Raw genomic sequence first — 23,558 nt, 5'->3', positions numbered from 1 at the left:
AACCCGATCCCATCTCGAACTCGGCCGTTAACCGCCCCAGCGCCTATGGTACTGTGTCTCAAGACACGGGAGAGTCGGTCACCGCCAGACCTGCCAAGCACGCACACCTTCCCTCCTCACGACACTCAGATCACACCCTGGCGCGGGGTGGAGCAGCCCGGTAGCTCGTCAGGCTCATAACCTGAAGGTCACAGGTTCAAATCCTGTCCCCGCAACCAAACCAACAAAAAATCCCGCGAGGCGCGAGCCTCGCGGGATTTTTTGCGTATCGGTTCAGCCGCCGCTCAGTAATTGCGGCGCGTCACGACCCAGATGGCGTGGATCAGGCCCGGGATGTAGCCGAACAGCGTCAGCAGCACGTTTAGGATGAACTGCAGGCCGAACCCGACGGTGAACAGCACGCCGATCGGCGGGATCACGACGAGCAGGATGATGCGGATGATGTCGCCCACGGTGTCTCCGTCCTGACGCTCGGGAATGGAAAGCTCCGCTGTGAACGGCGTGGACCGCCAACTGTTCCCGATCGGGCCGCGAAACCCCTCCCGCGCGAGCACCGGGAGGGGAGGGGGCATCAGGGCCGCAGCAGCACCTTCCCCATCGCCTCGCGGCGCGCCAGGATGCCGAGGGCGGCCGCCGCCTCTTCCAGCGGGTAGACGCCGTGCACCTTCGCGGAAAGCCGTCCCTCGCTCACCAGGGACAGCAGGCGGGCCTGGTTGGCGGCATGGCCCTCGGGCTCGCGGCGAAGGAAGGCCCCCCAGAATACGCCCTGGATGTCGATGCCCTTCAGAAGCGCCAGGTTGAGCGGAATCTTGGGGATCTCGCCGGCCGCGAAGCCGACGACCAGGAAGCGGCCCTTCCAGTTGAGCGAGCGCAGGGCAGGCTCGGAATAGGCGCCGCCGACCGGGTCGTAGACGACGTCGATGCCCGCCTCGCCGCCGAGCCGCTTCAGCCCGTCGCGCAGCGATTCCTGGCTGTAATCGAGGGTGAGGTCGGCGCCGTGCGCCTTGGCGAGGTCGAGTTTCTCGGCCGAGGAGGCGCAGGCGATCACCCGCGCGCCCATCGCGTGGCCGAGTTCCACCGCTGCCAGCCCGACGCCGCCGGTGGCGCCCAGCACCGCCAAAGTCTCGCCGGGCTTCAGGCTCGCCCGGTCCTGCAGCGCGTGCAGCGAGGTGCCGTAGGTGACGGAGAGGCCCGCCGCCTGCTCGTCGCTGACGCCCTCCGGCACGCGGGTCAGGCCGGAGACGGGGGCGACCACCCGCTCGCGGCAGGCGCCGTAGCCGAGATGGACGATGACGCGCTCGCCGACGCGGAACGTCTCGACCCCCGATCCGAGGGCCTCGATCACCCCGCAGGCTTCGGCGCCCGGCGAGAACGGCAGCTCCGGCTTCACCTGGTATCGGCCGGCGATGATCAGAGTGTCGAAGAAGTTGAGCGCGGCGACCGTCACCCGCACCAGGGCCTCGCCCGGGCCGGGCACCGGATCCGGCACCTCCTCGATCACCAAATCCTCCGGGCCGCCGAGCGCCTTGCACAGGAGCGCCTTCATGCGATCAATCCTCCCCGCCGCACGCCGGCGGCCTGATGTCGAGTGGTGAGCCAGGCCGTGGTCGCTGGCAAGCCAGGACCTGCGGAGGACCTGCGCATCAGCGCCGCTCGTAGGTGCCGACGAGCAGGCCCTTGGCGAGGACGTGGCCGTGCATGGCCGCGAGCAGGGCGCCGCGGCCCGGGACGCCCTCCAGCCCGAGATGCCGGTTGAGGGCGTAGACCTGGAACAGGTAGCGGTGCGGGCCGTGGCCGGTCGGCGGGTCGGGCGGCAGGTAGCCCGCCTTGAGGAAGGTGTTCTTGCCGACCTCCTCGACCGTACCGTCGGAGCCGGGGCTCGCCAGCGCGCCCTCGGGCAGGCTGTCGTCCGCGGGGGCGAGATCCCACGCGATGGCGTGGACGATCGGCTTCGGCGTCGGGCTGTCGGCGTCCTCCACCAGCAGCACGAGGGCGGCGGTGCTGGCCGGGAGCCCGCTCCAGGCCAGCGGCGGCGACAGCTTCTCTCCGTCCTGGGTGAAGCGGGCCGGCATCGCCGCCCCGTCGGCGAAGGCCGGGCTCGTCACCCCGATGATGGCGGGAGCGGCCTCGAACTCGGCGTGATACGCGGTCTTCTTGAGGCCGGCCCGCAGCCCCGACAAAGCCTCGCCCAAAGCGTGGGGAATCTTTTCCAGCATGGACCCGTCTCCTGGCGTCGCCCCGAGGAAAAACCGGGGAGACGGGCCGGGGTTGCGCCGTCAGTCCCCCGGCCGCTCGGCCGCGATCATGTAGTTCACCGCCGTGTCGCGGGCGGCGCTCCAGCGGTTGGTGAGCGGGTTGAAGACGACGCCGGTCGTGTCGGTGACGGTGAGGCCGCCGGCCTCGACGGCGTCGCGCAACTCGTCCGGGGTGACGAACTTGTCCCAGTCGTGGGTGCCCTTCGGCAGCCAGTTGAGGACGTATTCCGCCCCCACGATGGCCAGCGCGAAGGAGCGCATCGTCCGGTTGATCGTGGCGGCGAAGAACAGGCCGCCGGGCTTCACCGCCGTGCAGGCGGTACGCACGAAGGCCGGCATGTCGGTGACGTGCTCGACGACCTCCATGGCGCAGACCACGTCGAAGCGCTCGCCCGAGGCCACCACGGCCTCGATCGTCTCGGCCCGGTAGCGCACCGGCACGCCGGCCTCGTCGGCATGGGCCTGCGCGATCTTGACGTTGGTGACCGCGGGATCGAGGCCCGTCACCTCAGCGCCCAGGCGCGCCAGCGGCTCCGACAGGACGCCGCCGCCGCAACCGACATCGACGAGGCTGAGACCGGAGAGCGGGGAGGGTGCCAGCGGGTCGCGGCCGAAATGCCGGCAGACCGTGTCGCGGATATAGGTGAGGCGGACCGGGTTGAACCGGTGCAGCACCCGCATCGGCCCGGCCTCGTCCCACCAGGTCGCGGCCAGGCGATCGAAGCGGGCGACCTCGTCGCGGTCGATCGAGGGTCCGGTCGGTTCGCTCATCGGCGCCAGGCCTTCCTGTGGAAATGGAGGTCTCGTCTCGACCGCCGAGGTAGCGCAGCCGCCGTCCCGGGCCAACCGCCCTGGGATGTCATGCGCAAGGGATGTCATGCGCAGGACCGGCGTTTGCAGTCACAAGATTGACACCGCTCCGGCCCGCTTGTACCCGCCGGACGCCCGCGGCCTCGGCTTACGGCATGAGACAAGTTTGTTCGATCGGATCCCCATGCCCCGCCTGGTGATGAAATTCGGCGGCACCTCCGTCGCCACGGTCGACCGCATCCGCAACGTCGCCCGCCACGTCGCCCGCGAGGTGCGGGCCGGCTACGAGGTGGCGGTCGTCGTCTCGGCGATGTCCGGCAAGACCAACGAGCTGGTGGCCTGGTGCAAGGACGCCTCGGCGCTCTACGCCCAGTCCGAGTACGACGCGGTCGTCGCCTCGGGCGAGCAGGTCACCTCGGGCCTGCTCGCCATCGTGCTCAACGAGATGGGCCTCAAGGCCCGCTCCTGGCAGGGCTGGCAGATCCCGATCGAGACCTCCGACCAGCACGGCTCGGCCCGGATCCAGGCCATCGACGGCGCCCGCCTCGATGCCGGCTTCAAGCGCGGCGAGGTCGCGGTCATCGCCGGCTTCCAGGGCATCCATGCCGAGACCGGCCGCCTGACGACACTCGGGCGCGGCGGCTCGGACACCAGCGCGGTCGCGGTGGCGGCGGCGATCGGCGCCGAGCGCTGCGACATCTACACCGACGTCGACGGCGTCTACACCACCGACCCGCGGGTGGTGCCGAAGGCCCAGCGCCTCGAGAAGGTGGCCTTCGAGGAGATGCTCGAGATGGCCTCGCTCGGGGCCAAGGTGCTGCAGGTGCGCTCGGTCGAGCTCGCCATGGTGCACCGGGTGCCGACTACCGTGCGCTCCTCCTTCGACGACCCCGACGACGCCCGCCCCGGCACCCTCATCTGCGACGAGGACGATATCGTGGAACAGCAGATCATCACGGGCATCGCCTTCTCCAAGGACGAGGCGCAGATCACGCTTCGCCGGGTGAAGGACAAGCCCGGCATCGCCGCCGCCATCTTCGGCCCGCTCGCCGATGCCAACATCAACGTCGACATGATCATCCAGGTCGTCTCGGGGGACGGGGCGGCCACCGACATGACCTTCACGGTGCCGGCGGCCGACTACGAGCGCGCCCGCACGATCCTCGACGCGCAACGCGGCGCGGTCGAGTTCGAGCGGATCGAGGGCGCCACCGACGTGGTCAAGGTCTCGGCGATCGGCGTCGGCATGCGCAGCCATGCCGGCGTCGCCGCCAAGGCGTTCCGGGCGCTCGCCGAGAAGGGCATCAACATCCGGGCGATCACCACATCGGAGATCAAGTTCTCGGTGCTGATCGACGCCGCCTATACCGAGCTCGCGGTGCGCACGCTCCACTCGCTCTACGGCCTCGACAAGGCCTGAACACTCGCCCCGGACACGGTCCGGGACCCGACGAATCGATCCCGACGCCCCGTCCGCGACGCCTCGCGGGCGGGACGTTCCTGCATGGAGCGGGGGATCGGCCCCGTCCCCCGGAAAGGTCGCTTGCCCGCCGGGCGCCGGACTCGCTATACGGCGGTGACGGGGCCGATGCGTCAGGCCCGCGCAGGATCGGCCCCAGGGTTGCACTGCGCCGGGTCCGGCTCGCTCAAAGGGTGGAACACGAGACGATGCCCGCAGCGCCTGGAGGCCCGCGCCTGCTACTGCGCCGCCTTCGCGAGGCCATGGCGGAGCCCGTCGGCCCGCAGGCGCGCCTCGACCGCATCGTCGTCCTGATCGCGTCCAACATGGTCGCGGAGGTCTGCTCGGTCTACGTCCTGCGCGACGACGGCAACCTCGAACTCTTCGCCACCGAGGGTCTCAACCGCGAGGCGGTGCACCTCACCACCATGCGGGCCGGCGAGGGCCTGGTCGGCCTGATCGCCGCCACCGCCGAGCCGCTCTCCCTCTCCGACGCCCAGTCGCACCCCGCCTTCTCGTACCGGCCGGAGACCGGCGAGGAGGTCTACCACGCGTTCCTCGGCGTGCCGCTCCTGCGGGCCGGCAACACGCTCGGCGTGCTGGTGGTGCAGAACCGCACCTACCGGGTCTATTCCGAGGAGGAGATCGAGGCCCTCCAGACCACCGCCATGGTGCTGGCGGAGATGATCGCCTCGGGCGAGCTGCAGGCCCTCTCGCCCGGCACGGTCAGCGCCTCGCGCCGGGCGCTCAGCCAGTGCGGCGTGGCGCTCGCCGACGGCGTGGGTCTCGGCCACGTCGTGCTGCACGAGCCGCGCATCGTGGTGCGCAACCTGATCGCCGAGAATGTCGAGCGCGAGGCCACGCGCCTCGACACCGCCATCGCGGAGGTGCGCGCCGCCATCGACGACCTCGTCGAGCGCGGCGACGTCGCGGGCGCCGGCGAGCACCGGGAGGTACTCGAGACCGTCAGGATGTTCGCCCACGACCAGGGCTGGCTCCGGCGGATGCGCGAGGCGGTGCTGTCGGGCCTCACCGCCGAGGCGGCGGTGGAGCGGGTGCAGTCGGACAACCGCGCCCGGATGCTGCGCCAGAGCGACCCCTACCTGCGCGAGCGCCTGCACGACCTCGACGACCTCGCCAACCGGCTGCTGCGCCAGCTCGTCGGCCACCCGACGGTCGGGCCCGACGCGATGCCGGAGAACGCCATCCTGGTCGCCCGCTCGATGGGCCCGGCGGCGCTCCTCGACTACGACCGCGCCCGCCTGCGCGGCGTGGTGCTGGAGGAGGGCGGGCCGACGAGCCACATCGCCATCGTGGCCCGCGCGCTCGGCATCCCGGCGGTGGGCGAGGTGGCGAACGCCACGGCCCTGGTCGAGACCGGCGACGCCATCATCGTCGACGGCGGCACCGGCGAGGTCCAGATCCGGCCCGGGCCCGAGATCGAGGCGGCCTATGCCGAGAAGGCGCGCCTGCGTGCCCGGCGCCAGGAGCAGTACCGGTCCCTGCGCGACGTGCCGGCGGTCACCCGGGACGGGGTCGCGGTCGGGCTGCAGCTCAATGCCGGCCTCATCGTCGACCTGTCGCACCTGAACGAGACCGGCGCGGAGGGTGTCGGGCTGTTCCGCACCGAATTGCAGTTCATGGTCGCCGAGCGGATGCCGACGGCGGCCGAGCAGCAGGTGCTGTACGAGGCGGTGTTCGACGCCGTCGGCGACCTGCCGGTGACGATCCGGACCCTCGACATCGGCGGCGACAAGGTGCTGCCCTACATGAAGGCGCTGGAGGAGGAGAACCCGGCGCTGGGCTGGCGGGCGATCCGCATCGGCCTCGACCGGCCCGGCCTCCTGCGGATGCAGCTTCGCGCCCTGCTCAAGGCCGCCCGCGGACGGCCGCTCAAGATCATGTTCCCGATGGTCGCGACGGTCGACGAGTTCGTCCAGGCGCGGGCGATCGTCGAGCGCGAGAAGGCGCACCTCACCCGCCACGGCCACCCGCTGCCGGCGGATTGCCGCCTCGGCGTCATGGTCGAGGTGCCCTCGCTGCTGTTCCAGATGGACGAGATCGCCGCCGAGGCCGACTTCCTCTCCGTCGGCTCGAACGACCTGATGCAGTTCCTGTTCGCGGTCGACCGCGAGAACCGCCAGGTCGCCAACCGCTTCGACCCGTTGAGCGCAGCGGCGCTCCGCGCCTTCCGGCTGATCGCCGAGCGGGCCGAGGCCGCCGGCACCCCGGCCACGGTCTGCGGCGAGATCGGCGGCCGGCCGCTCGAGGCGATGGCGCTGATCGGGCTCGGATTCCGCGCGCTGTCGATGTCGCCGGCCTCAATCGGCCCGGTCAAGGCGATGGTGCTGGGGCTCGATGCCGGCGCCGTCTCGGCCTTCCTGGAGCGGGAACTGGTGAAGACGCGCGACGGGGCGTCGTTGCGGCCAGCGCTCGCGGCCTTCGCGGAAGAGCACGGCGTTCCGGTCTGATGGGCGCCGGGCCGATGACGCCAGCACCGCGAATTCGGTAACCTCGCCGTGCGATCACTCTGACGTTGGGAAAGACCCTCTCCGGTCGCGAAGGCTCTGGGGCACCGGAGCTTGCGGCGGAGTTCGCCGGCCGCCGCCTTTCGAGCTGGCTCTGGCCGGAGAGGAGGTGAGAAATGTGAACGGCTGGCCGTTCGTGACGATCACCGTCATGAAGCGCCCGACCGGATGGGTGTTCACCATCACGATCGGGCTGATGTAATGACGTCAACCTAACAAGAGGGGTCGCGGGGTGCCTCCCGCGGCTCCTCACCTCACAAGATAGGGCATGCGGCGCTCATTCGCAAAGGGCTCCTGGACTCGCACGAACCCGCAATCTGGCTCTTGTCCATGAGCACGCGCTTCCTTGCCCTCCGCGGGCCTGCCCCCTGGCCGCCGCGAACGCGAGTAAAGACGATTGTCGGCACCGCGGATTCAGTAACCCCGCCGTGCGATCATTCTGACGTTGGGAGAGACCCTCTCCGGTCGCGAAGGCCCTGTGGCATGCGGGGCTTGCGGCGGAGTCCGCCGGCCGCCGCCTTTCGAGCTGGCGCTGACCGGAGAGGGGGTGAGAGATGTGAACGGCTGGCCGTTCGTGACGATCACCGTCATGAGGCGCCCGACCGGATGGGTGTTCACCATCACGATCGGGCTGATCTAACGAAGTCTACCCAACAAGAGGGGTCGCGGGGTGCCACCCGCGGCTCCTCGCCTTGGAAATAGAGCATGCAGCCCTCGTTCGCAAAGGGGCTCGCGCGTCCGCCCGGCGGCGACACGGCTTTTGTCCACCGCCGCGCCGACTCCCCAACCTCGGCAGACCTGCTATACGCGGCACCATCTCCGGCACCGGGCGCGGGCCGCCCCGGATGACCCGGCTCGTCGCAATGGCCATATCCCGTTCATGATCGCGATCCCGTCCGACCGTCTCGACGCCATCCTGGCCCGCCACGACATCGTCACCGCCACCCTGAGCGCCGGGGAGGCCGAGGCGGAGAGCTTCGTGCAGCTCTCGCGCGAGCTCTCCGAGCTCGATTCCGTGGTCGAGGCGATCCGCGCCTTCCGGGCCGCCGAGACGGCTTTCCGCGGCGTCGAGGAGATGATCGAGGAGGGCGACCCCGAGATGCGGGCGCTCGCGGCCGAGGAGAAGCCGGAGGCCGAGGCCGCCCGCGACGCCGCCGCCCGGGCGCTCCAGCTCCTGCTCCTGCCCAAGGACGCCGCCGACGAGAAGAGCGCGATCCTGGAAGTGCGCGCCGGCACCGGCGGCGACGAGGCGGCCCTCTTCGCCGGCGACCTCTTCCGAATGTATTCGCGCTACGCCGACCTGAAGGGCTGGCGGGTCGAGGTCATCTCCGAGAGCCCCGGCACGATGGGCGGCTACCGCGAGGTGGTGGCCGAGGTGAAGGGGCGGGGCGTCTTCGCCCGGCTGAAGTTCGAGAGCGGCGCCCACCGGGTGCAGCGCGTGCCCGACACCGAGACGCAAGGGCGCATCCACACCTCCGCCGCCACCGTGGCGGTGCTGCCGGAGGCGGAGGAGGTCGACATCCAGGTCAACGAATCCGACCTGAAGATCGACACGATGCGGGCGCAGGGCGCCGGCGGCCAGCACGTCAACAAGACCGAATCGGCGATCCGCATCACCCACGTGCCGAGCGGCATCGTGATCTTCGTCCAGGAAGAGCGCTCGCAGCACAAGAACCGGGCCCGCGCCATGGCGCTGTTGCGCGCCAAGCTCTACGACCAGGAGCGCAGCCAGAAGGATGCCGCCCGCGCCGCGGACCGCCGCGCCCAGGTCGGCAGCGGCGACCGCTCGGAGCGGATCCGCACCTACAACTTCCCGCAGGGCCGAGTGACCGACCACCGCATCAACCTGACCCTCTACAAGCTGGAGGAGGTGATCGCCGGCACCGCCCTCGACGAGGTGGTGGACGCGCTGATCACCGAGCACCAGGCGGCCCTGCTCGCCGCCGAGGGGATGGCGTGACCGGGATCACCCCGGAGACGAGCCGGATCGCCGCCCGGGCGAAGGCCGCGGACGACCTCGCCGCCCGCGGCATCGCGACCGCCGCCCTCGACGCCCGGATCCTGGTCGAGGAGGCTTTGGGCATCACCGCCACCGATCTCGCATTGCGCGGGGACGAGCCGGTCGGGCAGGAGGGCGCCGAGCGCCTCGGAGCCTACCTCGCCCGCCGCGCCGCGGGCGAGCCGGTGGCGCGGATCATCGGCGCCTGGGAGTTCTGGGGCTTGCCGTTCGGGCTCTCGCCCGAGACCCTGGTGCCGCGCCCCGACACCGAGACCCTGGTCGAGGCGGCGCTCTCCCTGAGGCCGGATGACCCGCGCCGCATCGCCGATCTCGGCACCGGCACCGGCTGCATCCTGGTCGCCCTGCTCACCGAGTGGCCGCGCGCGTTCGGCCTCGGCATCGACCGGTCGGTCGGCGCCCTGCGCACCGCCCGGGCGAACGCCGCCCGCAACGGCGTGGCGGAGCGTGCCGCCTTCGCGGCCGGGGACTGGGCCGCTTCGCTCGCCGGCCCGTTCGATCTCGTGGTGGCGAACCCGCCCTACATCGCGAGCGACGTGATTGCCGGCCTGTCGGGCGAGGTGCGCGACCACGATCCTCGCCTCGCCCTCGACGGCGGCCCGGACGGGCTCGACGCCTACCGCATCATCCTGGCCCAGGTGCCGCGGCTCCTCGCGCCCGGCGGGCATCTGCTGGTCGAGATCGGCTACGACCAGGAGGAGCCCCTGCGCCGGCTCGCCGCCGCCCACGGCCTTTGCCCGCAGGTCCGGCGCGACCTCGCCGGGCACCCGCGGGTGGTCGCGATGACGGCGATGATCGAGCCGTGACGCGGATTCTTGAGGTTCCTGTGGCCTTTGTGCATAAAATCGGCGCGGAGTCCCTTGGCGCCGCCGGCCGAACCCGCTAACGTCCCGGGGCAGATCGTGAACGGTCCGGACACCACAGCCAGGCTCAGTTCTTCGGGCGCGACATTGAGCGCGGACCTTTGGACGATCTTCCACCACCGGGCAGACCAATGAGCGCGTAGGCGGTCCGGTGCCCCGCATCTGTGGATCGACGGTGGCCGGACCGTGAGACGGCCCGCGGTCGCACAGGGCAAGGCGGACATCGCTGGGGAGACGGAACGCGGCCCGCGAGAGGCCGCCCGCCTCCGCGGACGACGACCCGCCGCGCGCGAAGTCCCGCCCTTCAAGTCGTCGAAGAGGGTCAGTCGAGGCCGATGAGACCGAACCAGAACAGGCGTATGCGTGGCCGCAACCGCAGCAACACCAAGGGGCCGAACCCGCTGACCCGGGCCTACGAGTCGAACGGCCCCGACGTGAAGATCCGCGGTACCGCCCAGCACATCGCCGAGAAATACGCCCAGCTCGCCCGCGACGCCCAGGCGAGCGGCGACCCCGTGATGGCCGAGAACTACTTCCAGCACGGCGAGCACTATTTCCGCATCATCGCCGCCGCGAACGAGCAGTATCGCCAGCAGTATGGCGGGACCTACGGCCGCCAGGGCTACGACGACGAGGATGACGGCGACGACGAGGGCGCGCCGACGAACGGCTACCCGGCCCAGGATCGCGGCCCGGGCGAGCGCGGCGTCAACGGCTACGCCCAGTCCGGCTACGGCGCCGCCGACGATTACGGCGACCCCGGCCAGCAGCCGCAGCCCTACGACACGCGCGGCGACGACCGCCCATCCCGCTTCGACCGGCAGGACCGTCAAGACCAGCCGCGTCAGGACCGGCCCGACCGGCAGGAGCGCCGCGAGCGCTTCCAGAACCGCCAGGAGCGTCAGCAGCGCGACCGCCAGGAGCGGACCGAGCAGCGTTCCGAGCGCCAGGACCGCCCGGAGCGGCAGGACCGGGTCGAGCGTCAGGATCGCCCTGAACGCCAGGATCGCGCCGAGCGTCAAGGCGGCGAGCGTCAGGATCCGTCCCGCGCCGAGCAGCCGCGCCAGGAGCCTGTGCGTCAGGAAGCCCCGCGTCAGGAGGGCTACCGCGAGGGCGGCCGCTCCGAGTTCCGCCGCGAGCGCCGCCGCGAGGAACCCCGCTCCGAGCCGGTCCTGGCTGCCGACGAGCCGACCGGCCTGCCGGCCTTCCTGACCACCCCGGTGCGTCCCGCCGCCCCGGCGCCGGCTCCGGTCGAGGAGGCGCCGCCCGCTCCCCCCGCCACGCCGGTCGAGGCGGAGGCCGACGCCCCGGCTCCCCGTCCGCGCCGCCGCCGCCGCACCCGGTTCGAGGGGACCGAGGGCGGGACCGAGCCCGCCGGGGAGCTCTTCCCGAAGCCCGCCGACTCGTCGGGCGAGTAGCTCCCCGATGACGATCCGCCCGGCCTCCCGAACGGGAGGCCGGGCCCCGCGGTCGCGCAGGGTTGCCAAGCCGCCTTGCCGAGTCGCCGGACGAATTTTGCGCCGCCGCCCGTAGCGTTTCCCGCGCGGCTGCCTACCTGCCGCCCTGAAACGAACCGGATCTCAGGCGGAGCGCACCATGACCCACCACCCCGCACTCGCGCAGGGCCGCGTCGCCGTCGTCACCGGCGCGGCGAGCGGCATCGGTCTCGCGGCCGCCACGGCCTTCGCCCGGGCGGGCCTGCGGGTGGTGCTGGCCGACCTCCCCGGCGAGGCCCTGGACCAAGCCGGACGCACCGTCGCGGCCGCGGCGCCGGGCGGTGCGGCGGATGTCCGCGCGGTGCCGACGGACGTGACCAAGCCGGAGGCGCTGGAGGCCCTGCGCCGCGAGGCCGACGCCCTCGGGCCGGTCGCGCTGCTGATGGCGAATGCCGGCATCGAGGCCGGCGGGCGCTTCTCCTCGGACGCCGCGACCTGGCATCGCATCATCGACACCAACCTGTGGGGCGTCATCAACGCCGTCCAGGCCTTCCTGCCGGGGATGGTCGCGGCGGGGACGCCCGGGGCGGTGATCGTCACCGGCTCGAAGCAGGGCATCACCACGCCGCCCGGCAACACGCCCTACAACGTCAGCAAGGCGGGCGTGAAGGTGACGACCGAGGCGCTGGCGCACGAGCTGCGCGAGACCGGCGCTCCCGTCACCGCCCACCTGCTGATCCCGGGCTTCGTCTATACCGGCCTCACCCGCGCCCGCGGCGCGACCGAGAAGCCGGCCGGCGCCTGGACGCCGGAACAGACCGTGGCGTTCATGCTCGAGCGGATGGCGGCGGGCGACTTCTACATCCTCTGCCCGGACAACGAGACCACCCGGGAGATGGACGAGAAGCGGATGCGCTGGGCCGCCGACGACGCGATCCGCAACCGCCCGGCCCTGTCGCGCTGGCACCCCGACCACAAGGCGGCCTTCGCGGCCCATATGGAGGCGCCGCTGGAGGGCGGGAGCCACGGGGCGGACGAGGGCGTCAAGGAGGCCGCGGCGACGCCGGCCTCGTTCTGACGCCGGGGGTCGACCGGTCGTCGCTCGACCGACTGACAATACCCTTCCGGTCGTTCCGGAGCTGCGTCGCGGCCCCGGAACGACGCCGGAGGATGGGAGGACCGCCGGAGAGGCGCAGACCGCGCGCGATCGACGCGAGACCGGGCCGGACGAGAACGCCACGTCCACCAGACACAGTGGCTGGCCGCGCCCTTGCAGGGACGGCCGGCACAAGCGGGAGACCCGTCACCCGATGCACAAGATCATCCCCGTCGCCCCCTTCGATGCCGTCGTGTTCGGCGCCACCGGCGACCTCACGATGCGCAAGCTGCTGCCGGCGCTCTACTACCGCTTTCGCGACCGGCAGATCCCGGAGGCGAGCCGCATCGTCGCGGCGGCGCGCACCCGCCTCGACACCGGCGAGTACCGGGACCTCGCCGCCGCGGCCCTGGAGCGCCACATGCCGGCAGCCGACCGCGACCCCGACACGCTGACCCGCTTCCTCGACCACCTGGCTTACGTGGCGGTGGACGGGGCCGGCGAGGCGGGCTGGCCGGACCTGGCGAACCTGCTCGCCGAGCATCCGGACCACGTGCGGCCCTATTATCTCGCCACCTCGCCGAGCCTGTACGGTGCGATCTGCCGCAACCTCAGCGCCCACGGGCTGATCGGCGAGCGCTCCCGCGTCGTGCTGGAGAAGCCGATCGGCCACGACCTCGCCTCCGCCCGCGCCATCAACGACCAGGTCGGCAAGGTCTTTCCCGAGAGCCAGATCTTCCGCATCGACCATTATCTCGGCAAGGAGACGGTGCAGAACCTCCTGGCCCTGCGCTTCGCCAACACGATCTTCGAGCGGCTGTGGAACGCCGACGTGATCGACCACGTGCAGATCACCGTCGCGGAGACGGTGGGGGTCGAGGGCCGCGGCGGCTACTACGACACGTCGGGGGCGCTGCGCGACATGCTGCAGAACCACATGCTGCAGCTCCTCTGTCTCCTCGGCATGGAGAGCCCGCTCTCGCTGGATGCCGACGCGGTGCGCGACGAGAAGCTGAAGGTGCTGCGCGCCCTGAAGCCGATTCCCGCCCACGAGGTGCCGATGCGCACCGTGCGCGGCCAGTACGTCGCCGGCGCCGTCAACGGCCAGCCGGTGCCGGGTTACGTCGCCGACCTCGCCGAGGACCGCACGAGCCTGACCGAGACCTTCGTGGCCCTGAAGCTCGAGCTGATGACGCCGCGCTGGGCCGGGGTGCCGTTCTACCTGCGCACCGGCAAGCGCCTGCCCCAGAAGGTCTCCGAGATCGTGGTGCAGTTCCGCTCCTCGCCGTTCAGCATCTTCTCCGACGAATTCGCCCGCGAGCCGAACCGCCTGGTGATCCGGCTGCAGCCGCAGGAGGGCATCAAGCTCGAGGTGATGACGAAGGAGCCGGGCCCCGGCGGCATGCGCCTGCGGGCGACGGGCCTCGACATCTCGTTCGAGGAGACCTTCAACCAGCGCTACCCGGACGCCTACGAGCGCCTGCTGATGGACGTGGTGCGGGGCAACGCCACCCTGTTCATGCGCCGCGACGAGGTCGAGGCGGCCTGGGCCTGGGCCGACACCCTGCTCAACGCCTGGGCCGACCGCCCGGAGCCGCCGCGCCCCTATCCGGCCGGCACCTGGGGGCCCACGGCGGCGATCGCCCTGATCGAGCGCGACGGCCGCACGTGGCACGAGGATATCGGCTGAAGCCGATCCGGCACGAGGACACCGGCTGACGCTGCGGTTGATTGGAATAAATCCAAGATATCTCAAGAGGATGACGGCGGGATCGGACCTCCGGCGGCTTTCCTTCCGGCGCTCGCCGCTCTAGAGGAGCCGCGAGACAAAGGCCCGCTTCGCGCCCCGGGGCGCCGAGCGGGCGCCGAGGATTTCCGTCATGTCACCCTGCCGTCCCGCCCTCGCCAGCCTCCTGGTCCTCGCCGCATTCCTGGTCGCGCCCGCCCGCGCCCAGGAGGAGCCGGCGGCCGAGGCGCCCGCGGCCGAGGCCCCGGCCCACAAGCCCGCGCCGAAGCCGGCGGCCCGCCGCCCTGCGCCGAAGCCCGCGCCCGCCCCGAAGGCCGAGGCGGCGCCCGCGCCGGTGGCCGCCCCGACGGGGATCTCCTCGACGGGGTCTTGGCCCAACGGCGCGAGCGCGGTGAGCGAGGTCTACGGCGATTGGACCGTCAGCTGCACCCGCGAGAACGAGAAGCGCCAGTGCCAGCTCTCTCAGGCGCAAGGGGTGGCCCAGACCGGGCAGCGCCGCTTCAGCATCGAGCTCAACGCCCCCCAGGACGGGCGCAGCAACGGCCTGCTGCTGATGCCGCTCGGCCTGTCGATCGATCCCGGCGTGACCTTCAAGCTCGACGACGCGACCCTCGGCAAGGGCGCGCCCTACACCTCCTGCGTCCAGGCCGGCTGCATCGTGCCGATCAGTTTTCCGACCGTCGCCACCGACGCGATGAAGACCGCCGTCAACCTGCGTGTCACCGGCACCAAGCCCAACGGCGAACTCGAGACCATCACGGTGCCGCTCGCCGGGTTCGCCGCGTCGCTCGCCCGGATGTCGCAGCTCTTGAGCTGACGTCTTCACCGCCTGCTCACGGTTCGGGTTCAGGCTGGCGGGATGAGCATCGATTCCGCCTCCCTCGCCACCGGCGCCCTCGCCCAGCAGAGCGCCGCCTTCAGCCAGCAGGTCGCGACCCTCGCGATGCGCCGCCAGATCGACGCCGAGCGCTCCGTGGCCGGCCTCGTGGCCGAGGCGGCGAGCGCCCCGGCCGCGAGCGCCCCGGTGCCGCAAGGCCAGGGGCAGGTGCTCGACGTGACGGTGTGACCGCGCAGCCTGGCCGCTTCATCCCAATCCCATCCACGACCTCTTCCTGAGGTCGTGGATGGAAGGAAGGAGTGCAGCGAAGCGCTGCTTCCTGACAGGCAACGACGAGACATCGTGCGCCGGTCATCACGCTGCCGCCCCACGCGCCAGCCTCTGCCTGCCCGTGAGGCAACCGCCGGCCGGGACGCCCGGCCCGTCCCCGCGCACGTTTGGCACGAGACCTGCAGTCCCTCCTCGCAGGCTGGCCGCACGGCCCGCGGGGCAAAGACGCCCGAGCCTTGGACACGGAAGTCCGACAGACTGAGGAACCGGGACCGGGACGACCGGGCCGGAGATCCTCACCCTGAAGCGCGTCGAAGACCCCCCGCGGGGGCTGCGTGAGGCTCCGATATGGCCAGTTTCAAGACCGTCATGAAGTCGGGTCATCCCCCGACCCTGTTCGCTGCGTTCCTGTACTTCGATTTCTGCTTCGCGATCTGGGTGCTCAACGGCGCCATGGGGCCGTTCATCACCGAGACCTACAAGCTCACGCCGGCCCAGACCGGCTTCATGATCTCGCTGCCGATCCTCGCCGGCGCGATCATGCGCTTCCCCCTCGGCGTGCTCGCCCAGTATATCGGGCGCAAGAACGCCGCGATCACCGAGATGTCGCTGATCGTCCTGGCGATGGCCTACGGCTTCTTCCTGGTGCACTCGTTCAACGACGTGCTCGCCATGGGCGTGCTGCTCGGCATCGCCGGCGCCTCGTTCGGCGTGGCTCTGTCGCTGGGCTCGGGCTGGTTCCCGCCGGAGCACAAGGGCCTGGCGATGGGCATCGCCGGGGCCGGCAATTCGGGCACCGTGCTCGCCGTGCTGTTCGCGCCGCCGCTGGCCCAGGCCTATGGCTGGCAGGCGGTCTACGGCTTCGCCGGCGTATTCATGCTGATCCCGCTCGCCGTGATGATCGTCCTCGCCAAGGAGCCGCCGGACCGCGAGCACCAGAGCTTCAAGGAGCACGTCTCCTGCCTGTTCGAGAAGGACGGCTGGGCCTTCAACCTGATCTACGTCATCACCTTCGGGGGCTTCATCGGCCTGTCGAACTTCCTGCCGACCTTCTTCTACGAGCAGTTCGCCGTCACCAAGATCGAGGCCGGGCGGCTGACCATGCTGGCCGCCCTGATGGGCTCCGGCATCCGCATCCTCGGCGGCTACTTCGCCGACCGGATCGGCGGCATCCTGGTCCTGACCGTGGTGCTGCTCGCCGCCGTCGGCTCGTTCCTGGCGCTCACCGCGGCGCCGACGCTCGTCATGACCACGTTGCTGTTCATGTTCTGCTTCGCGGCGCTCGGCGCCGGCAACGGCGCGCTGTTCCAGCTCGTGCCCCTGCGCTGGCCGACCAACACCGCCGTGGCGGGCTCGATGATCGGCGAGGTCGGGGCGCTCGGCGGCGCCATCCTGCCGAACGCCATGGGCCTGTCGAAGCAATATACCGGCGGCTTCGCGACGGGCTTCCTGTTCTACGCCGCCTTCACGGCCGTCGTCCTCGGCTGCCTCGCCCTGTGGTCGCGCAAGTGGGTCGGCGCCTGGGTGGGCCCCCGCGGCAAGGTTCTGGCCGCCGGAACCGTGGCGCCGGCCGCGTCCGAGAGCCCGATCGGCACCGTGCAGCGCGCCTGAGCGGGAGCACGGCCCGACCGCGCTGCGATCGGGCCGCTTCTACACCCCGTCGCGCCCGTCGCTCACCACGCGGGCGAAGACCAGAACGTCGACCGCCGCCGCCCCGCCGCGCAGGAGCGCCCGGGCGGCGGCGTTGGCCGTCGCCCCGGTGGTCAGCACGTCGTCGACGAGGAGGACGCGCCGGCCCTGGAGGCGCGGGCGCGCGGCGTCCGGCACCCGGAAGGCGCCCTGCAGGTTCTCGGCCCGGGCGGCGCGGCTCAGGCCCACCTGCTGGCGGGTGCGCCGCACGCGGGCGAGCAGCTCCGGCGCCACGGGCACGCCGCTGCCGCGCGTCGCGGTCCGGGCGAGCAGGGCGGCCTGGTTGAAGCGCCGCCGCCACAACCGCCAGCGCCAGAGCGGCACCGGCACCACGAGATCGGCCTCCGCCATCAGCTCGGCGCCCGCCCGCGCCATCATCGCACCGAGCGCTCCCGCGAGGTCGAGCCGGTCCTCGTATTTCAACCGCTGCACCAGCCGCCGCGCCGTCGCGTCGTAGCGCGCCACCGCCCGGGCGCGCTGATAGACCGGCGGATCGGCGAGCGCCGCCGGCGAGAGCAGGCCCGGCGTCCCGAGATCGACCGAGAACGGCGTGCCGAGCCGTTCGCAATAGGGCCGCTCGATGAAGCGCATCTCGCTCCAGCAGCCGGCGCAGAGGGCGTGCGGCACCGCCGTCGCGGCCCCGCAGGCGATGCAGCTCGGCGGGTAGACCAGTCCGACGAATCCCCGCAGCGCGAGGCCGGGCAGCCCGGCGAGGCGGTGCAGAGCGCTCACGGGCGCCGCTCCCCGCACCCGGGCCCTGCTGCGCCGGCGGGCAGATCTGCCGCCCGCGATAGCAGAGATCCGGCGCCGAACCCGTTGCCAGGCTGTGTTCGAGCGGAAACATCGGGGAGCAAACGCTTAGCCGCGACTATTTCCCGGGCGGGAGGCATTGCCACCGGGCAGCGATCGCCGCAAGATTGAGCATAACAACAGAAACAGGAGGAAACGATCATGGCGATGGCTCCGACCCTGTCCCGACCGATCGATGTGCTCGGCGCGGCGCAGCAGGATTCGCTCCGGACCTCTCCCGACGGCCACGGCTTCGCCGATGGTGCGGAGGCCGCCGACCGTCCGGGCTTCTGTCCGGCCGCCGTGCCGATCGAGAGCCAGCGCGAGCGTGCCCAGCACGAATTCAAGCGGATCTGGGATCTCTGCACGCCGGCGCATTAGAGCATTTTCCGACGAAGCGGATACCGGTTCGTCGTAGAAAATGCGGCCAGACAAACACTTGGAGCATCTTTTCGACGACGGGACACCGTTCCCCCCGCTGATCCCCGTGCGATCCTCAGCGCGGCCGCGCCCGCAGGGCGGCGAGGGCGTCGTGATGCAGCAGCAGCACGTCGGTCGCCGCCGCGAGCTTGCGGGCCGCGGGCGTGAACCCGGCATTCGAGACCACGGCGGCGCGATCGGCGCCCCAGTAGCTGCGGGCGGCCACCACCTCCTGCACCGCGCCGTTGCCGACCGGCTTCGCGTAGCGCTTGCACTGCACCACCAGCCGCACCCCGTCCCGCTCCGCCACGACGTCGGCGCCCTGGTCGCCGGCGGCCTTCGTGGTGCGCGCCTCCCAGCCGGCCTGTTCGAGCAGGGCGGCGCAGTAGCGCTCGTAGGCGATCCCGTCCTCCGGCAGGTCCTCGGTCTCGTCCGGTATCGGGACGCTCAAGGAGGCCGCCTCGACGACGTCCAGGATCTCGTCCCAGCGCGCCTCGATCAGGTCGCCGTAGCCCTCGGCCTCCAGCCGCGGCAGCACCGTGCGCTCGGCGAAGTAGGTGCGCTCGCGCAGCCAGCCGTCGAGGATCTCGTTGCCGTAGGGGTCGACGTAGCTCTCCTGCCGGCGGCGCAGGGCCAGGGTCTCGCGGTGGCGGCGGGCGATCGCCCGGACCCGCCGGCGGAAGCGGCCGCCGCGCCCGAGCCGATGCACCACCAGCGCCAGCACCACCAGGCCGGCGACGGCGAGCGCCCGGGGGCCGAACCACAGGCTCGCCACACCCCCGGCCACGATGGGCCAGAACAGGCGGTCGGCGAGGCTGGAGGGGCGGCGCATCGGGGGGATCTCTCTCGCGCCGCGCGACCGCGGCCGGAACAGCCCGGACTCTCGGCGGGACCGCCTTGTCCCCAGCCTAAGACACCGCCCGTCCCCGGTGTCATCCACAGCGGAACGAACATCGCCCCGACGCCTGCGCGGCTTCGCCTCACGGGAGCGTGTCGAGGCAAAGCCTTCGTGGCGCTTGCATTCGGGCGGCCGGGCATCCGATCCTGGCGTTTCGCCGAGAGCCCCGCACGGGCCGGCGCAGGGGAGTCCCCGGATGAGATCACGCGTCGTCGCGCTTCTCGCCTGCCTCGTCGTCGCCGGAACGGCCGGGCCTCCCGTCCGGGCGGGGGGCGATCCGGTCGAGGTCGACGTCGCCCTGGTGCTCGCCGTCGACGTCTCCCTGTCGATGACCGGCGACGAGCAGGCGGTGCAGCGGGAGGGCTACGTCGAGGCGTTCCGCAATCCGGCGGTGCATCAGGCGATCCGCCAGGGCATGGTCGGGCGCATCGCCGTCACCTATGTCGAGTGGGCGGGCGTCGGCAACCAGCGGATCGTGGTGCCCTGGACGCTGATCGCCGGGCCCGAGGAGGCGACCGGCTTCGCCGAGAAGCTGGGCCAGAGCCCGCCCCGGCGCTCGACCTGGACCTCGATCGCCAGCGCCATCGACTTCTCGGCCGGCCTGCTCGCCGGCAGCGGCTTCGAGGCGACGCGGCGGGTGATCGACGTCTCGGGCGACGGCCCGAACAACCAGGGCCGCGCGGTGACCAAGGCCCGGGACGACGCCGTCGGCCAGGGCATCGTGATCAACGGCCTGCCGCTGATGATCCGCGAGCCGAGCGGCCCCTGGGACATCAAGGATCTCGACCTCTACTACCGCGACTGCGTGATCGGCGGCAGCGGCAGCTTCATGGTGCCGGTGCGCGAGCGCGACCAGTTCGCCGCCGCGATCCGCACCAAGATCATCCGCGAGGTGGCGGGCCGCGAGGACGAGCCGCTGCTGCGGCGGGCCCAGGGCGAGGCCCGCGCCAACTGCTTCATCGGCGAGCGCCCCAATCCCGACTGGGATTAGGGCACCCCGAGTCAAACAACTTAGAGGCGTATAGGCGGAGACGGCTCAAGCCCGCCCGCGGATCACTCCTCGCCGTCCAGGTCCTGACCGTTGGCTGCGCCGTCGCGCTGGAACTTGCGCCGCTGCTGCCCGAGACCCATGGTCTTCGCCAGCTCGGAGCGCGCCGCCGCATAGTTGGGCGCCACCATCGGATAATCCGGCGACAGGTTCCACCGCTCGCGATACTCCTCCGGCGACAGGCCGTAGCGGGTGCGCAGGTGGCGCTTGAGCGACTTGAACTTCTTGCCGTCCTCGAGACAGACGAGGTAGTCCGGCATGATGGACTTCTTGATCGGCACGGCCGGGGTGAGGGGCTCGGCCGGCTCGGCGCTGCCGGCGCGGCCGAGGCCGTCCAGCGCGTCGTGGACGGACGTGATCAGGCCCGGCAGATCGGCGACCGGAACCGAATTGTTGCTCACGAACGCCGCCACGATGTCCGCGGCGAGCCCGATATGGTTCGTCGACGCCTCACTCTCACTCATCACATCGGCCCTCTTCTGAAGGTAGACCCGCCGGACGCCTCGACATTCCCACCTCAGGACTCGGATGCCGCAGGGCCGGTCTGTCTTTGCTTAACGGTGCAACTATGATGTCGGCGCCGGAACCGCAAGGGAAAAAGAAGCAACGCCGGCCCGCGGTCAATCGCCCGCCGAAATTCTTGTTGATCCCGGTTGCAGGGAGCGGTTGTGCTGAACTCACCGTTCGCGGGGGAGCCATCCAACTCGACCGAGGGCCGGGGCCCGGCAGCATCCTCTTTGGCTTATGCCTCCTGCACGGCAACAGCACCTTTCGGACGAGAGGAAGAACATATATTGCTCATAGGCGATGTCGGGCAGCAGGACTCAACCTGACGTCAGCAACCGTGAGACGGTAAGACGTCCACCGATGGTTACAGATGCATAAAATGTTTCGCAATTTCATCATGCGCGAGCGGATCGACCGTGCGTGACGCTCCGCGCGCGACCGCTCCGGCGTTCCATGTCCGAGGAATCGATTCCCGCGCATTACATGTTAGATGCGAGGCCGCCACAACCGACGGAAGCGGGTATCCTCCGGCCCGAATAGCCACGACGATTGCGACGCGACGCCGCCTCGATCGGGGAGGGCGCCGCCGTCTTGGCGGGGCATGTTTCCCGGGAGGGCGACCCCGCGTCGGGGTCAGGCCGCGGCCCGGCCGGCGCGCGGGGCCGGTTCCAGGGCGGCGACCGCCAGGACCTGGTCGCGCCCGCGCACCGCGTGCTCGCCGAGCGGCCGGGCCCGCACGCCGTCGGGCAGGCGCGGCAGCTTGGCCAGGAGGTCGCCGGAGATCAGCACGGGCGCGTCGAGGGTCCGGCACAGCGCCTCGAGCCGGGCGGTGACGTTCACCGCATCGCCGAAATACGCGATCTTGTGCCGGTCGACCCCGACCTCGGCGGTGACCACCGGCCCGCCATGCAGGGCGGCGCGGATGCGCGGCACGGCGCCGAAGCGCTCCTCCCAGGCCGCCGCGTCCCGCGTCAGGCTCTCCTGGATCGCCAGCACGCAGGCGACGCAGCGCGCGCCCTGAAGGCCGCGGGCCATCGGCCAGGTGATCATCGCCATGTCGCCGATGAAGTCGTCGGTCGAGCCCTGGCAGCGCCGCACCGGTTCGGCGAGCGTCGCGAAGACCGCGCCGAGGAAGGCCTGGGTCTTCAGCGCCCCATGCGTCTCGGCATAGGCCGTCGAGCCGACGACGTCGACGAACAGGAAGATGCGCTCCTCCTCCACCGGCCGGTGGTAGCGCCCGACCAGAAGGTTGACGAAGACCTCGGCGCCGATGAGGTCACGCATCCGCACCACGAAGACGAGGAGCGCCGAGACCGCGAGCGCGTAGACCAGCACCCGCAGCGAGGGCACCACCGCCACCGCGAAAGGCTCCGGCGTCAGGCCGGTGCTCCAGACGATCACGCCGCCGGTGGCGTGGCCCAGCGTGATCATGCCCACATAGGCGAGCTCGGCGATCGGCACGTAGAGGAAGGTCGGCAGGCGGCGCAGGCGCGCCTGGAGCCGCGGCAGCAGGGTGCCGCGCTCCATCAGCAGCGCGCAGGCGCCGATGAAGACGCCGTGGATCGCCGCCACCAGCGGGATGCCGTTCTGGAACAGCGCATCGTAGAGCAGGCCCGCCCCGGCGCTGAGCGCGAGGATGCCGATCCAGAACCAGGCGTGCTGCGGGATCGGCAGCCCGGCCACCCGCCAGGCCTCGGTGAGGCGCGCCGGAAATCCGGCTTGCGCCGCCTCTCCCGATGGGCTGCGGTCGACGGGGCCGGCTGCGGGCACGGTGATGGTCTCCTGAGCAGATTGCGCAAAAGTGGTTGCCGGTTTTGCGACAAGAATCTGCGGCGAAACAAGAACCCCGGTGCGGCTCCGGGTCCGGCCCGCGGCTTTGCGGCACTTCACCCGCCATTCGCGCCGTTTTGAGGGCATCGGCAAGGCCGAAACGCCCGGCTCCGCGGGAGTCGCCCGGATCGCCGCGAGACTTGGTGAAGACCTCGCCGAATTTACGGAACCGTCGGCTTGACCATGGCGTTTGGAGGACGATTCACCGCTCAAGCCTGGAGACCGGCATGTCCCTTCGCCTCGCCACCCTCGCGACCCTCGCCGCCCTCGTCACGGTTCCGGCCCTCGCCGAGGACGTGACGGTGATCCGTCGCGATTCCGCTCCTGTGGAGCGCAGCACCGTGATCGAGAAGCGCTCGGTCGAGTCGACCGGCTCGGTCGGCGGCTGCGAGACCAAGACCGTCAAGAAGACCAACGAGTACGGCGACAGCAAGACCGTGCACAGCGAGCGCTGCGACTAACTGGAACGGGGCGGCCCGTGCCGGGCCGCCCCGTTCCAGTTATTTTTGTTTTAAGCCTTACTTCAGCAGACGCGCCAGAGCCTTGCCGGCCGGGGTCTTCATCTCCTTGGCATCGAGCGTGCCGTCGTTATCCGGGTCGGCCAGCTTGAAGCGGGCCTCGACCAGGGCGAGGTACTCGTTCTTGTCCAGGGTGCCGTCGTTGTCGGGATCGGCCTGCTTCATGTCCTTGCGGCTGACGCGGCCCTGCAGTTCCTTGGTGTCGAGGGTGCCGTCGGCATCCTTCTCGAGCTTGTCGAACACCGCGCCGGCCGCGGCCTTGGTCTCGGCGAGGTCGATCGTGCCGTCCGAATCCGTGTCGACGGCCGCGATGGTGCGGTCGGCCTTCGGCTTGGCCTCGGCCGAGGCGGGCAGGGCGAGCGGCGCGGCGAGGAGCGCGGCGAGCAGCAGGGTCCGGTTGAGATTCATGGGAAAGCTCCGTTCCTGAAGGCCGGGCGTCCGGTCCTGTCCGGCACCCGACCCGGGATAATCTGGCAATCCGATACCTAGCCGCACGGCGAAGGTTTGCAACCCCGATTCACGCAGGGGAAGGAACCGGAT

At 71.1% G+C, this 23,558-nt stretch carries 22 protein-coding genes, 1 tRNA gene and 1 rRNA gene; 15 read left to right on the top strand and 9 right to left on the bottom strand.

Features of this window, described 5'->3' with window-relative positions:
- Both rrf and BM430_RS27040 read left to right on the top strand, forming a co-directional pair.
- Positions 1-90, top strand: a 5S ribosomal RNA gene (rrf, locus tag BM430_RS27045); the annotation flags it as partial.
- 51 nt (positions 91-141) lie between these two features.
- Positions 142-218 (top strand) — tRNA-Met (locus tag BM430_RS27040).
- 66 nt (positions 219-284) lie between these two features.
- Here BM430_RS27040 and BM430_RS35370 read toward each other — a convergent pair.
- The 4 genes from BM430_RS35370 to ubiG all read right to left on the bottom strand — a co-directional run bounded on the left by BM430_RS35370 (position 285) and on the right by ubiG (position 3,026).
- Positions 285-452 (bottom strand): YqaE/Pmp3 family membrane protein, encoded by a 168-nt coding sequence (locus BM430_RS35370; RefSeq protein ID WP_064504300.1) that lies wholly within the window; start codon positions 450-452, stop codon positions 285-287.
- 119 nt (positions 453-571) lie between these two features.
- Positions 572-1,546, bottom strand: a complete 975-nt coding sequence (locus tag BM430_RS27030) for an NADPH:quinone oxidoreductase family protein (RefSeq protein WP_093570333.1) — start codon at positions 1,544-1,546, stop codon at positions 572-574.
- Positions 1,547-1,643: 97 nt separating this feature from the next.
- Complete coding sequence (locus BM430_RS27025) at positions 1,644-2,216, bottom strand: YbhB/YbcL family Raf kinase inhibitor-like protein (RefSeq protein WP_093570332.1); 573 nt, start codon at positions 2,214-2,216, stop codon at positions 1,644-1,646.
- A gap of 60 nt (positions 2,217-2,276) precedes the next feature.
- Positions 2,277-3,026 carry a bifunctional 2-polyprenyl-6-hydroxyphenol methylase/3-demethylubiquinol 3-O-methyltransferase UbiG gene (ubiG, locus tag BM430_RS27020; RefSeq protein WP_093570331.1) on the bottom strand — a complete coding sequence of 250 codons (750 nt, stop codon included), beginning with the start codon at positions 3,024-3,026 and terminating at the stop codon, positions 2,277-2,279.
- A 223-nt stretch (positions 3,027-3,249) separates the two neighbouring features.
- On the opposite strand from ubiG, the gene BM430_RS27015 reads away from it, so the two are divergent.
- From BM430_RS27015 to BM430_RS26970, 10 genes are all read left to right on the top strand, one after another.
- Complete coding sequence (locus tag BM430_RS27015) at positions 3,250-4,485, top strand: aspartate kinase (RefSeq protein ID WP_093570340.1); 1,236 nt, start codon at positions 3,250-3,252, stop codon at positions 4,483-4,485.
- Positions 4,486-4,733: 248 nt separating this feature from the next.
- A complete protein-coding gene (ptsP, locus tag BM430_RS27010; RefSeq protein ID WP_093570330.1) occupies positions 4,734-6,995 on the top strand; it encodes a phosphoenolpyruvate--protein phosphotransferase in 2,262 nt (753 codons plus the stop codon).
- Positions 6,996-7,932: 937 nt separating this feature from the next.
- On the top strand, positions 7,933-9,012 hold the full coding sequence (prfA, locus tag BM430_RS27005; protein ID WP_093570329.1) for a peptide chain release factor 1: 1,080 nt from the start codon (positions 7,933-7,935) through the stop codon (positions 9,010-9,012).
- Positions 9,009-9,875, top strand: a complete 867-nt coding sequence (prmC, locus tag BM430_RS27000) for a peptide chain release factor N(5)-glutamine methyltransferase (protein WP_093570328.1) — start codon at positions 9,009-9,011, stop codon at positions 9,873-9,875. Before prfA ends, prmC begins: the two co-directional genes overlap by 4 nt.
- A 416-nt stretch (positions 9,876-10,291) precedes the next feature.
- Complete coding sequence (locus BM430_RS26995) at positions 10,292-11,350, top strand: DUF4167 domain-containing protein (RefSeq protein WP_093570327.1); 1,059 nt, start codon at positions 10,292-10,294, stop codon at positions 11,348-11,350.
- Positions 11,351-11,528: 178 nt separating this feature from the next.
- Positions 11,529-12,446 carry an SDR family NAD(P)-dependent oxidoreductase gene (locus BM430_RS26990; RefSeq protein WP_093570326.1) on the top strand — a complete coding sequence of 306 codons (918 nt, stop codon included), beginning with the start codon at positions 11,529-11,531 and terminating at the stop codon, positions 12,444-12,446.
- 232 nt (positions 12,447-12,678) lie between these two features.
- Positions 12,679-14,154, top strand: a complete 1,476-nt coding sequence (gene zwf / locus BM430_RS26985) for a glucose-6-phosphate dehydrogenase (protein WP_093570325.1) — start codon at positions 12,679-12,681, stop codon at positions 14,152-14,154.
- A gap of 190 nt (positions 14,155-14,344) precedes the next feature.
- Positions 14,345-15,028 (top strand): invasion associated locus B family protein, encoded by a 684-nt coding sequence (locus BM430_RS26980; protein ID WP_093570324.1) that lies wholly within the window; start codon positions 14,345-14,347, stop codon positions 15,026-15,028.
- Between the two features lie 42 nt (positions 15,029-15,070).
- Positions 15,071-15,277 (top strand): hypothetical protein, encoded by a 207-nt coding sequence (locus BM430_RS26975; protein ID WP_093570323.1) that lies wholly within the window; start codon positions 15,071-15,073, stop codon positions 15,275-15,277.
- A gap of 390 nt (positions 15,278-15,667) precedes the next feature.
- Complete coding sequence (locus BM430_RS26970) at positions 15,668-16,930, top strand: MFS transporter (protein WP_093570322.1); 1,263 nt, start codon at positions 15,668-15,670, stop codon at positions 16,928-16,930.
- A gap of 39 nt (positions 16,931-16,969) precedes the next feature.
- On the opposite strand, the gene BM430_RS26965 is transcribed toward BM430_RS26970, so the two are convergent.
- Positions 16,970-17,740 carry a ComF family protein gene (locus tag BM430_RS26965; protein WP_177303186.1) on the bottom strand — a complete coding sequence of 257 codons (771 nt, stop codon included), beginning with the start codon at positions 17,738-17,740 and terminating at the stop codon, positions 16,970-16,972.
- Positions 17,741-17,959: 219 nt separating this feature from the next.
- On the opposite strand from BM430_RS26965, the gene BM430_RS26960 reads away from it, so the two are divergent.
- A complete protein-coding gene (locus tag BM430_RS26960) occupies positions 17,960-18,178 on the top strand; it encodes a hypothetical protein (RefSeq protein ID WP_093570320.1) in 219 nt (72 codons plus the stop codon).
- Positions 18,179-18,293: 115 nt separating this feature from the next.
- On the opposite strand, the gene BM430_RS26955 is transcribed toward BM430_RS26960, so the two are convergent.
- On the bottom strand, positions 18,294-19,049 hold the full coding sequence (locus BM430_RS26955) for a restriction endonuclease (protein ID WP_093570319.1): 756 nt from the start codon (positions 19,047-19,049) through the stop codon (positions 18,294-18,296).
- Positions 19,050-19,311: 262 nt separating this feature from the next.
- Between BM430_RS26955 and BM430_RS26950 the strand changes: the two genes are divergently transcribed.
- On the top strand, positions 19,312-20,106 hold the full coding sequence (locus tag BM430_RS26950; RefSeq protein ID WP_093570318.1) for a DUF1194 domain-containing protein: 795 nt from the start codon (positions 19,312-19,314) through the stop codon (positions 20,104-20,106).
- Positions 20,107-20,168: 62 nt separating this feature from the next.
- On the opposite strand, the gene BM430_RS26945 is transcribed toward BM430_RS26950, so the two are convergent.
- Positions 20,169-20,627, bottom strand: a complete 459-nt coding sequence (locus BM430_RS26945) for a Ros/MucR family transcriptional regulator (protein WP_093570317.1) — start codon at positions 20,625-20,627, stop codon at positions 20,169-20,171.
- A 676-nt stretch (positions 20,628-21,303) separates the two neighbouring features.
- Positions 21,304-22,353, bottom strand: a complete 1,050-nt coding sequence (locus BM430_RS26940) for an adenylate/guanylate cyclase domain-containing protein (protein ID WP_093570339.1) — start codon at positions 22,351-22,353, stop codon at positions 21,304-21,306.
- 374 nt (positions 22,354-22,727) lie between these two features.
- Here BM430_RS26940 and BM430_RS26935 point away from each other — a divergent pair, with 374 nt between their 5' ends.
- Positions 22,728-22,961, top strand: coding sequence for a hypothetical protein (locus tag BM430_RS26935; RefSeq protein WP_093570316.1), 234 nt, complete (start codon positions 22,728-22,730; stop codon positions 22,959-22,961).
- 57 nt (positions 22,962-23,018) lie between these two features.
- On the opposite strand, the gene BM430_RS26930 is transcribed toward BM430_RS26935, so the two are convergent.
- On the bottom strand, positions 23,019-23,426 hold the full coding sequence (locus tag BM430_RS26930; RefSeq protein WP_093570315.1) for an EF-hand domain-containing protein: 408 nt from the start codon (positions 23,424-23,426) through the stop codon (positions 23,019-23,021).
- Positions 23,427-23,558: the final 132 nt, after the last annotated feature.

Origin of the sequence: Methylobacterium sp. 174MFSha1.1 (assembly GCF_900116815.1) — a bacterium.
Lineage (GTDB): Bacteria > Pseudomonadota > Alphaproteobacteria > Rhizobiales > Beijerinckiaceae > Methylobacterium.
The sequence above is the reverse complement of the archived record's forward strand: the minus strand, read 5'-3'. Positions and strand labels throughout refer to the sequence as shown.

Bases quoted from the DNA above. Each gene is read 5' to 3' on its own strand.
- BM430_RS27030 (WP_093570333.1), bottom strand. From the start codon at position 1,546: ATGAAGGCGCTCCTGTGCAAGGCGCTCGGCGGCCCGGAGGATTTGGTG.
- BM430_RS27025 (WP_093570332.1), bottom strand. From the start codon at position 2,216: ATGCTGGAAAAGATTCCCCACGCTTTGGGCGAGGCTTTGTCGGGGCTG.
- ubiG (WP_093570331.1), bottom strand. From the start codon at position 3,026: ATGAGCGAACCGACCGGACCCTCGATCGACCGCGACGAGGTCGCCCGC.
- BM430_RS27015 (WP_093570340.1), top strand. From the start codon at position 3,250: ATGCCCCGCCTGGTGATGAAATTCGGCGGCACCTCCGTCGCCACGGTC.
- ptsP (WP_093570330.1), top strand. From the start codon at position 4,734: ATGCCCGCAGCGCCTGGAGGCCCGCGCCTGCTACTGCGCCGCCTTCGC.
- prfA (WP_093570329.1), top strand. From the start codon at position 7,933: ATGATCGCGATCCCGTCCGACCGTCTCGACGCCATCCTGGCCCGCCAC.
- BM430_RS26995 (WP_093570327.1), top strand. From the start codon at position 10,292: ATGCGTGGCCGCAACCGCAGCAACACCAAGGGGCCGAACCCGCTGACC.
- BM430_RS26990 (WP_093570326.1), top strand. From the start codon at position 11,529: ATGACCCACCACCCCGCACTCGCGCAGGGCCGCGTCGCCGTCGTCACC.
- zwf (WP_093570325.1), top strand. From the start codon at position 12,679: ATGCACAAGATCATCCCCGTCGCCCCCTTCGATGCCGTCGTGTTCGGC.
- BM430_RS26980 (WP_093570324.1), top strand. From the start codon at position 14,345: ATGTCACCCTGCCGTCCCGCCCTCGCCAGCCTCCTGGTCCTCGCCGCA.
- BM430_RS26975 (WP_093570323.1), top strand. From the start codon at position 15,071: ATGAGCATCGATTCCGCCTCCCTCGCCACCGGCGCCCTCGCCCAGCAG.
- BM430_RS26970 (WP_093570322.1), top strand. From the start codon at position 15,668: ATGGCCAGTTTCAAGACCGTCATGAAGTCGGGTCATCCCCCGACCCTG.
- BM430_RS26960 (WP_093570320.1), top strand. From the start codon at position 17,960: ATGGCGATGGCTCCGACCCTGTCCCGACCGATCGATGTGCTCGGCGCG.
- BM430_RS26955 (WP_093570319.1), bottom strand. From the start codon at position 19,049: ATGCGCCGCCCCTCCAGCCTCGCCGACCGCCTGTTCTGGCCCATCGTG.
- BM430_RS26950 (WP_093570318.1), top strand. From the start codon at position 19,312: ATGAGATCACGCGTCGTCGCGCTTCTCGCCTGCCTCGTCGTCGCCGGA.
- BM430_RS26945 (WP_093570317.1), bottom strand. From the start codon at position 20,627: ATGAGTGAGAGTGAGGCGTCGACGAACCATATCGGGCTCGCCGCGGAC.
- BM430_RS26935 (WP_093570316.1), top strand. From the start codon at position 22,728: ATGTCCCTTCGCCTCGCCACCCTCGCGACCCTCGCCGCCCTCGTCACG.
- BM430_RS26930 (WP_093570315.1), bottom strand. From the start codon at position 23,426: ATGAATCTCAACCGGACCCTGCTGCTCGCCGCGCTCCTCGCCGCGCCG.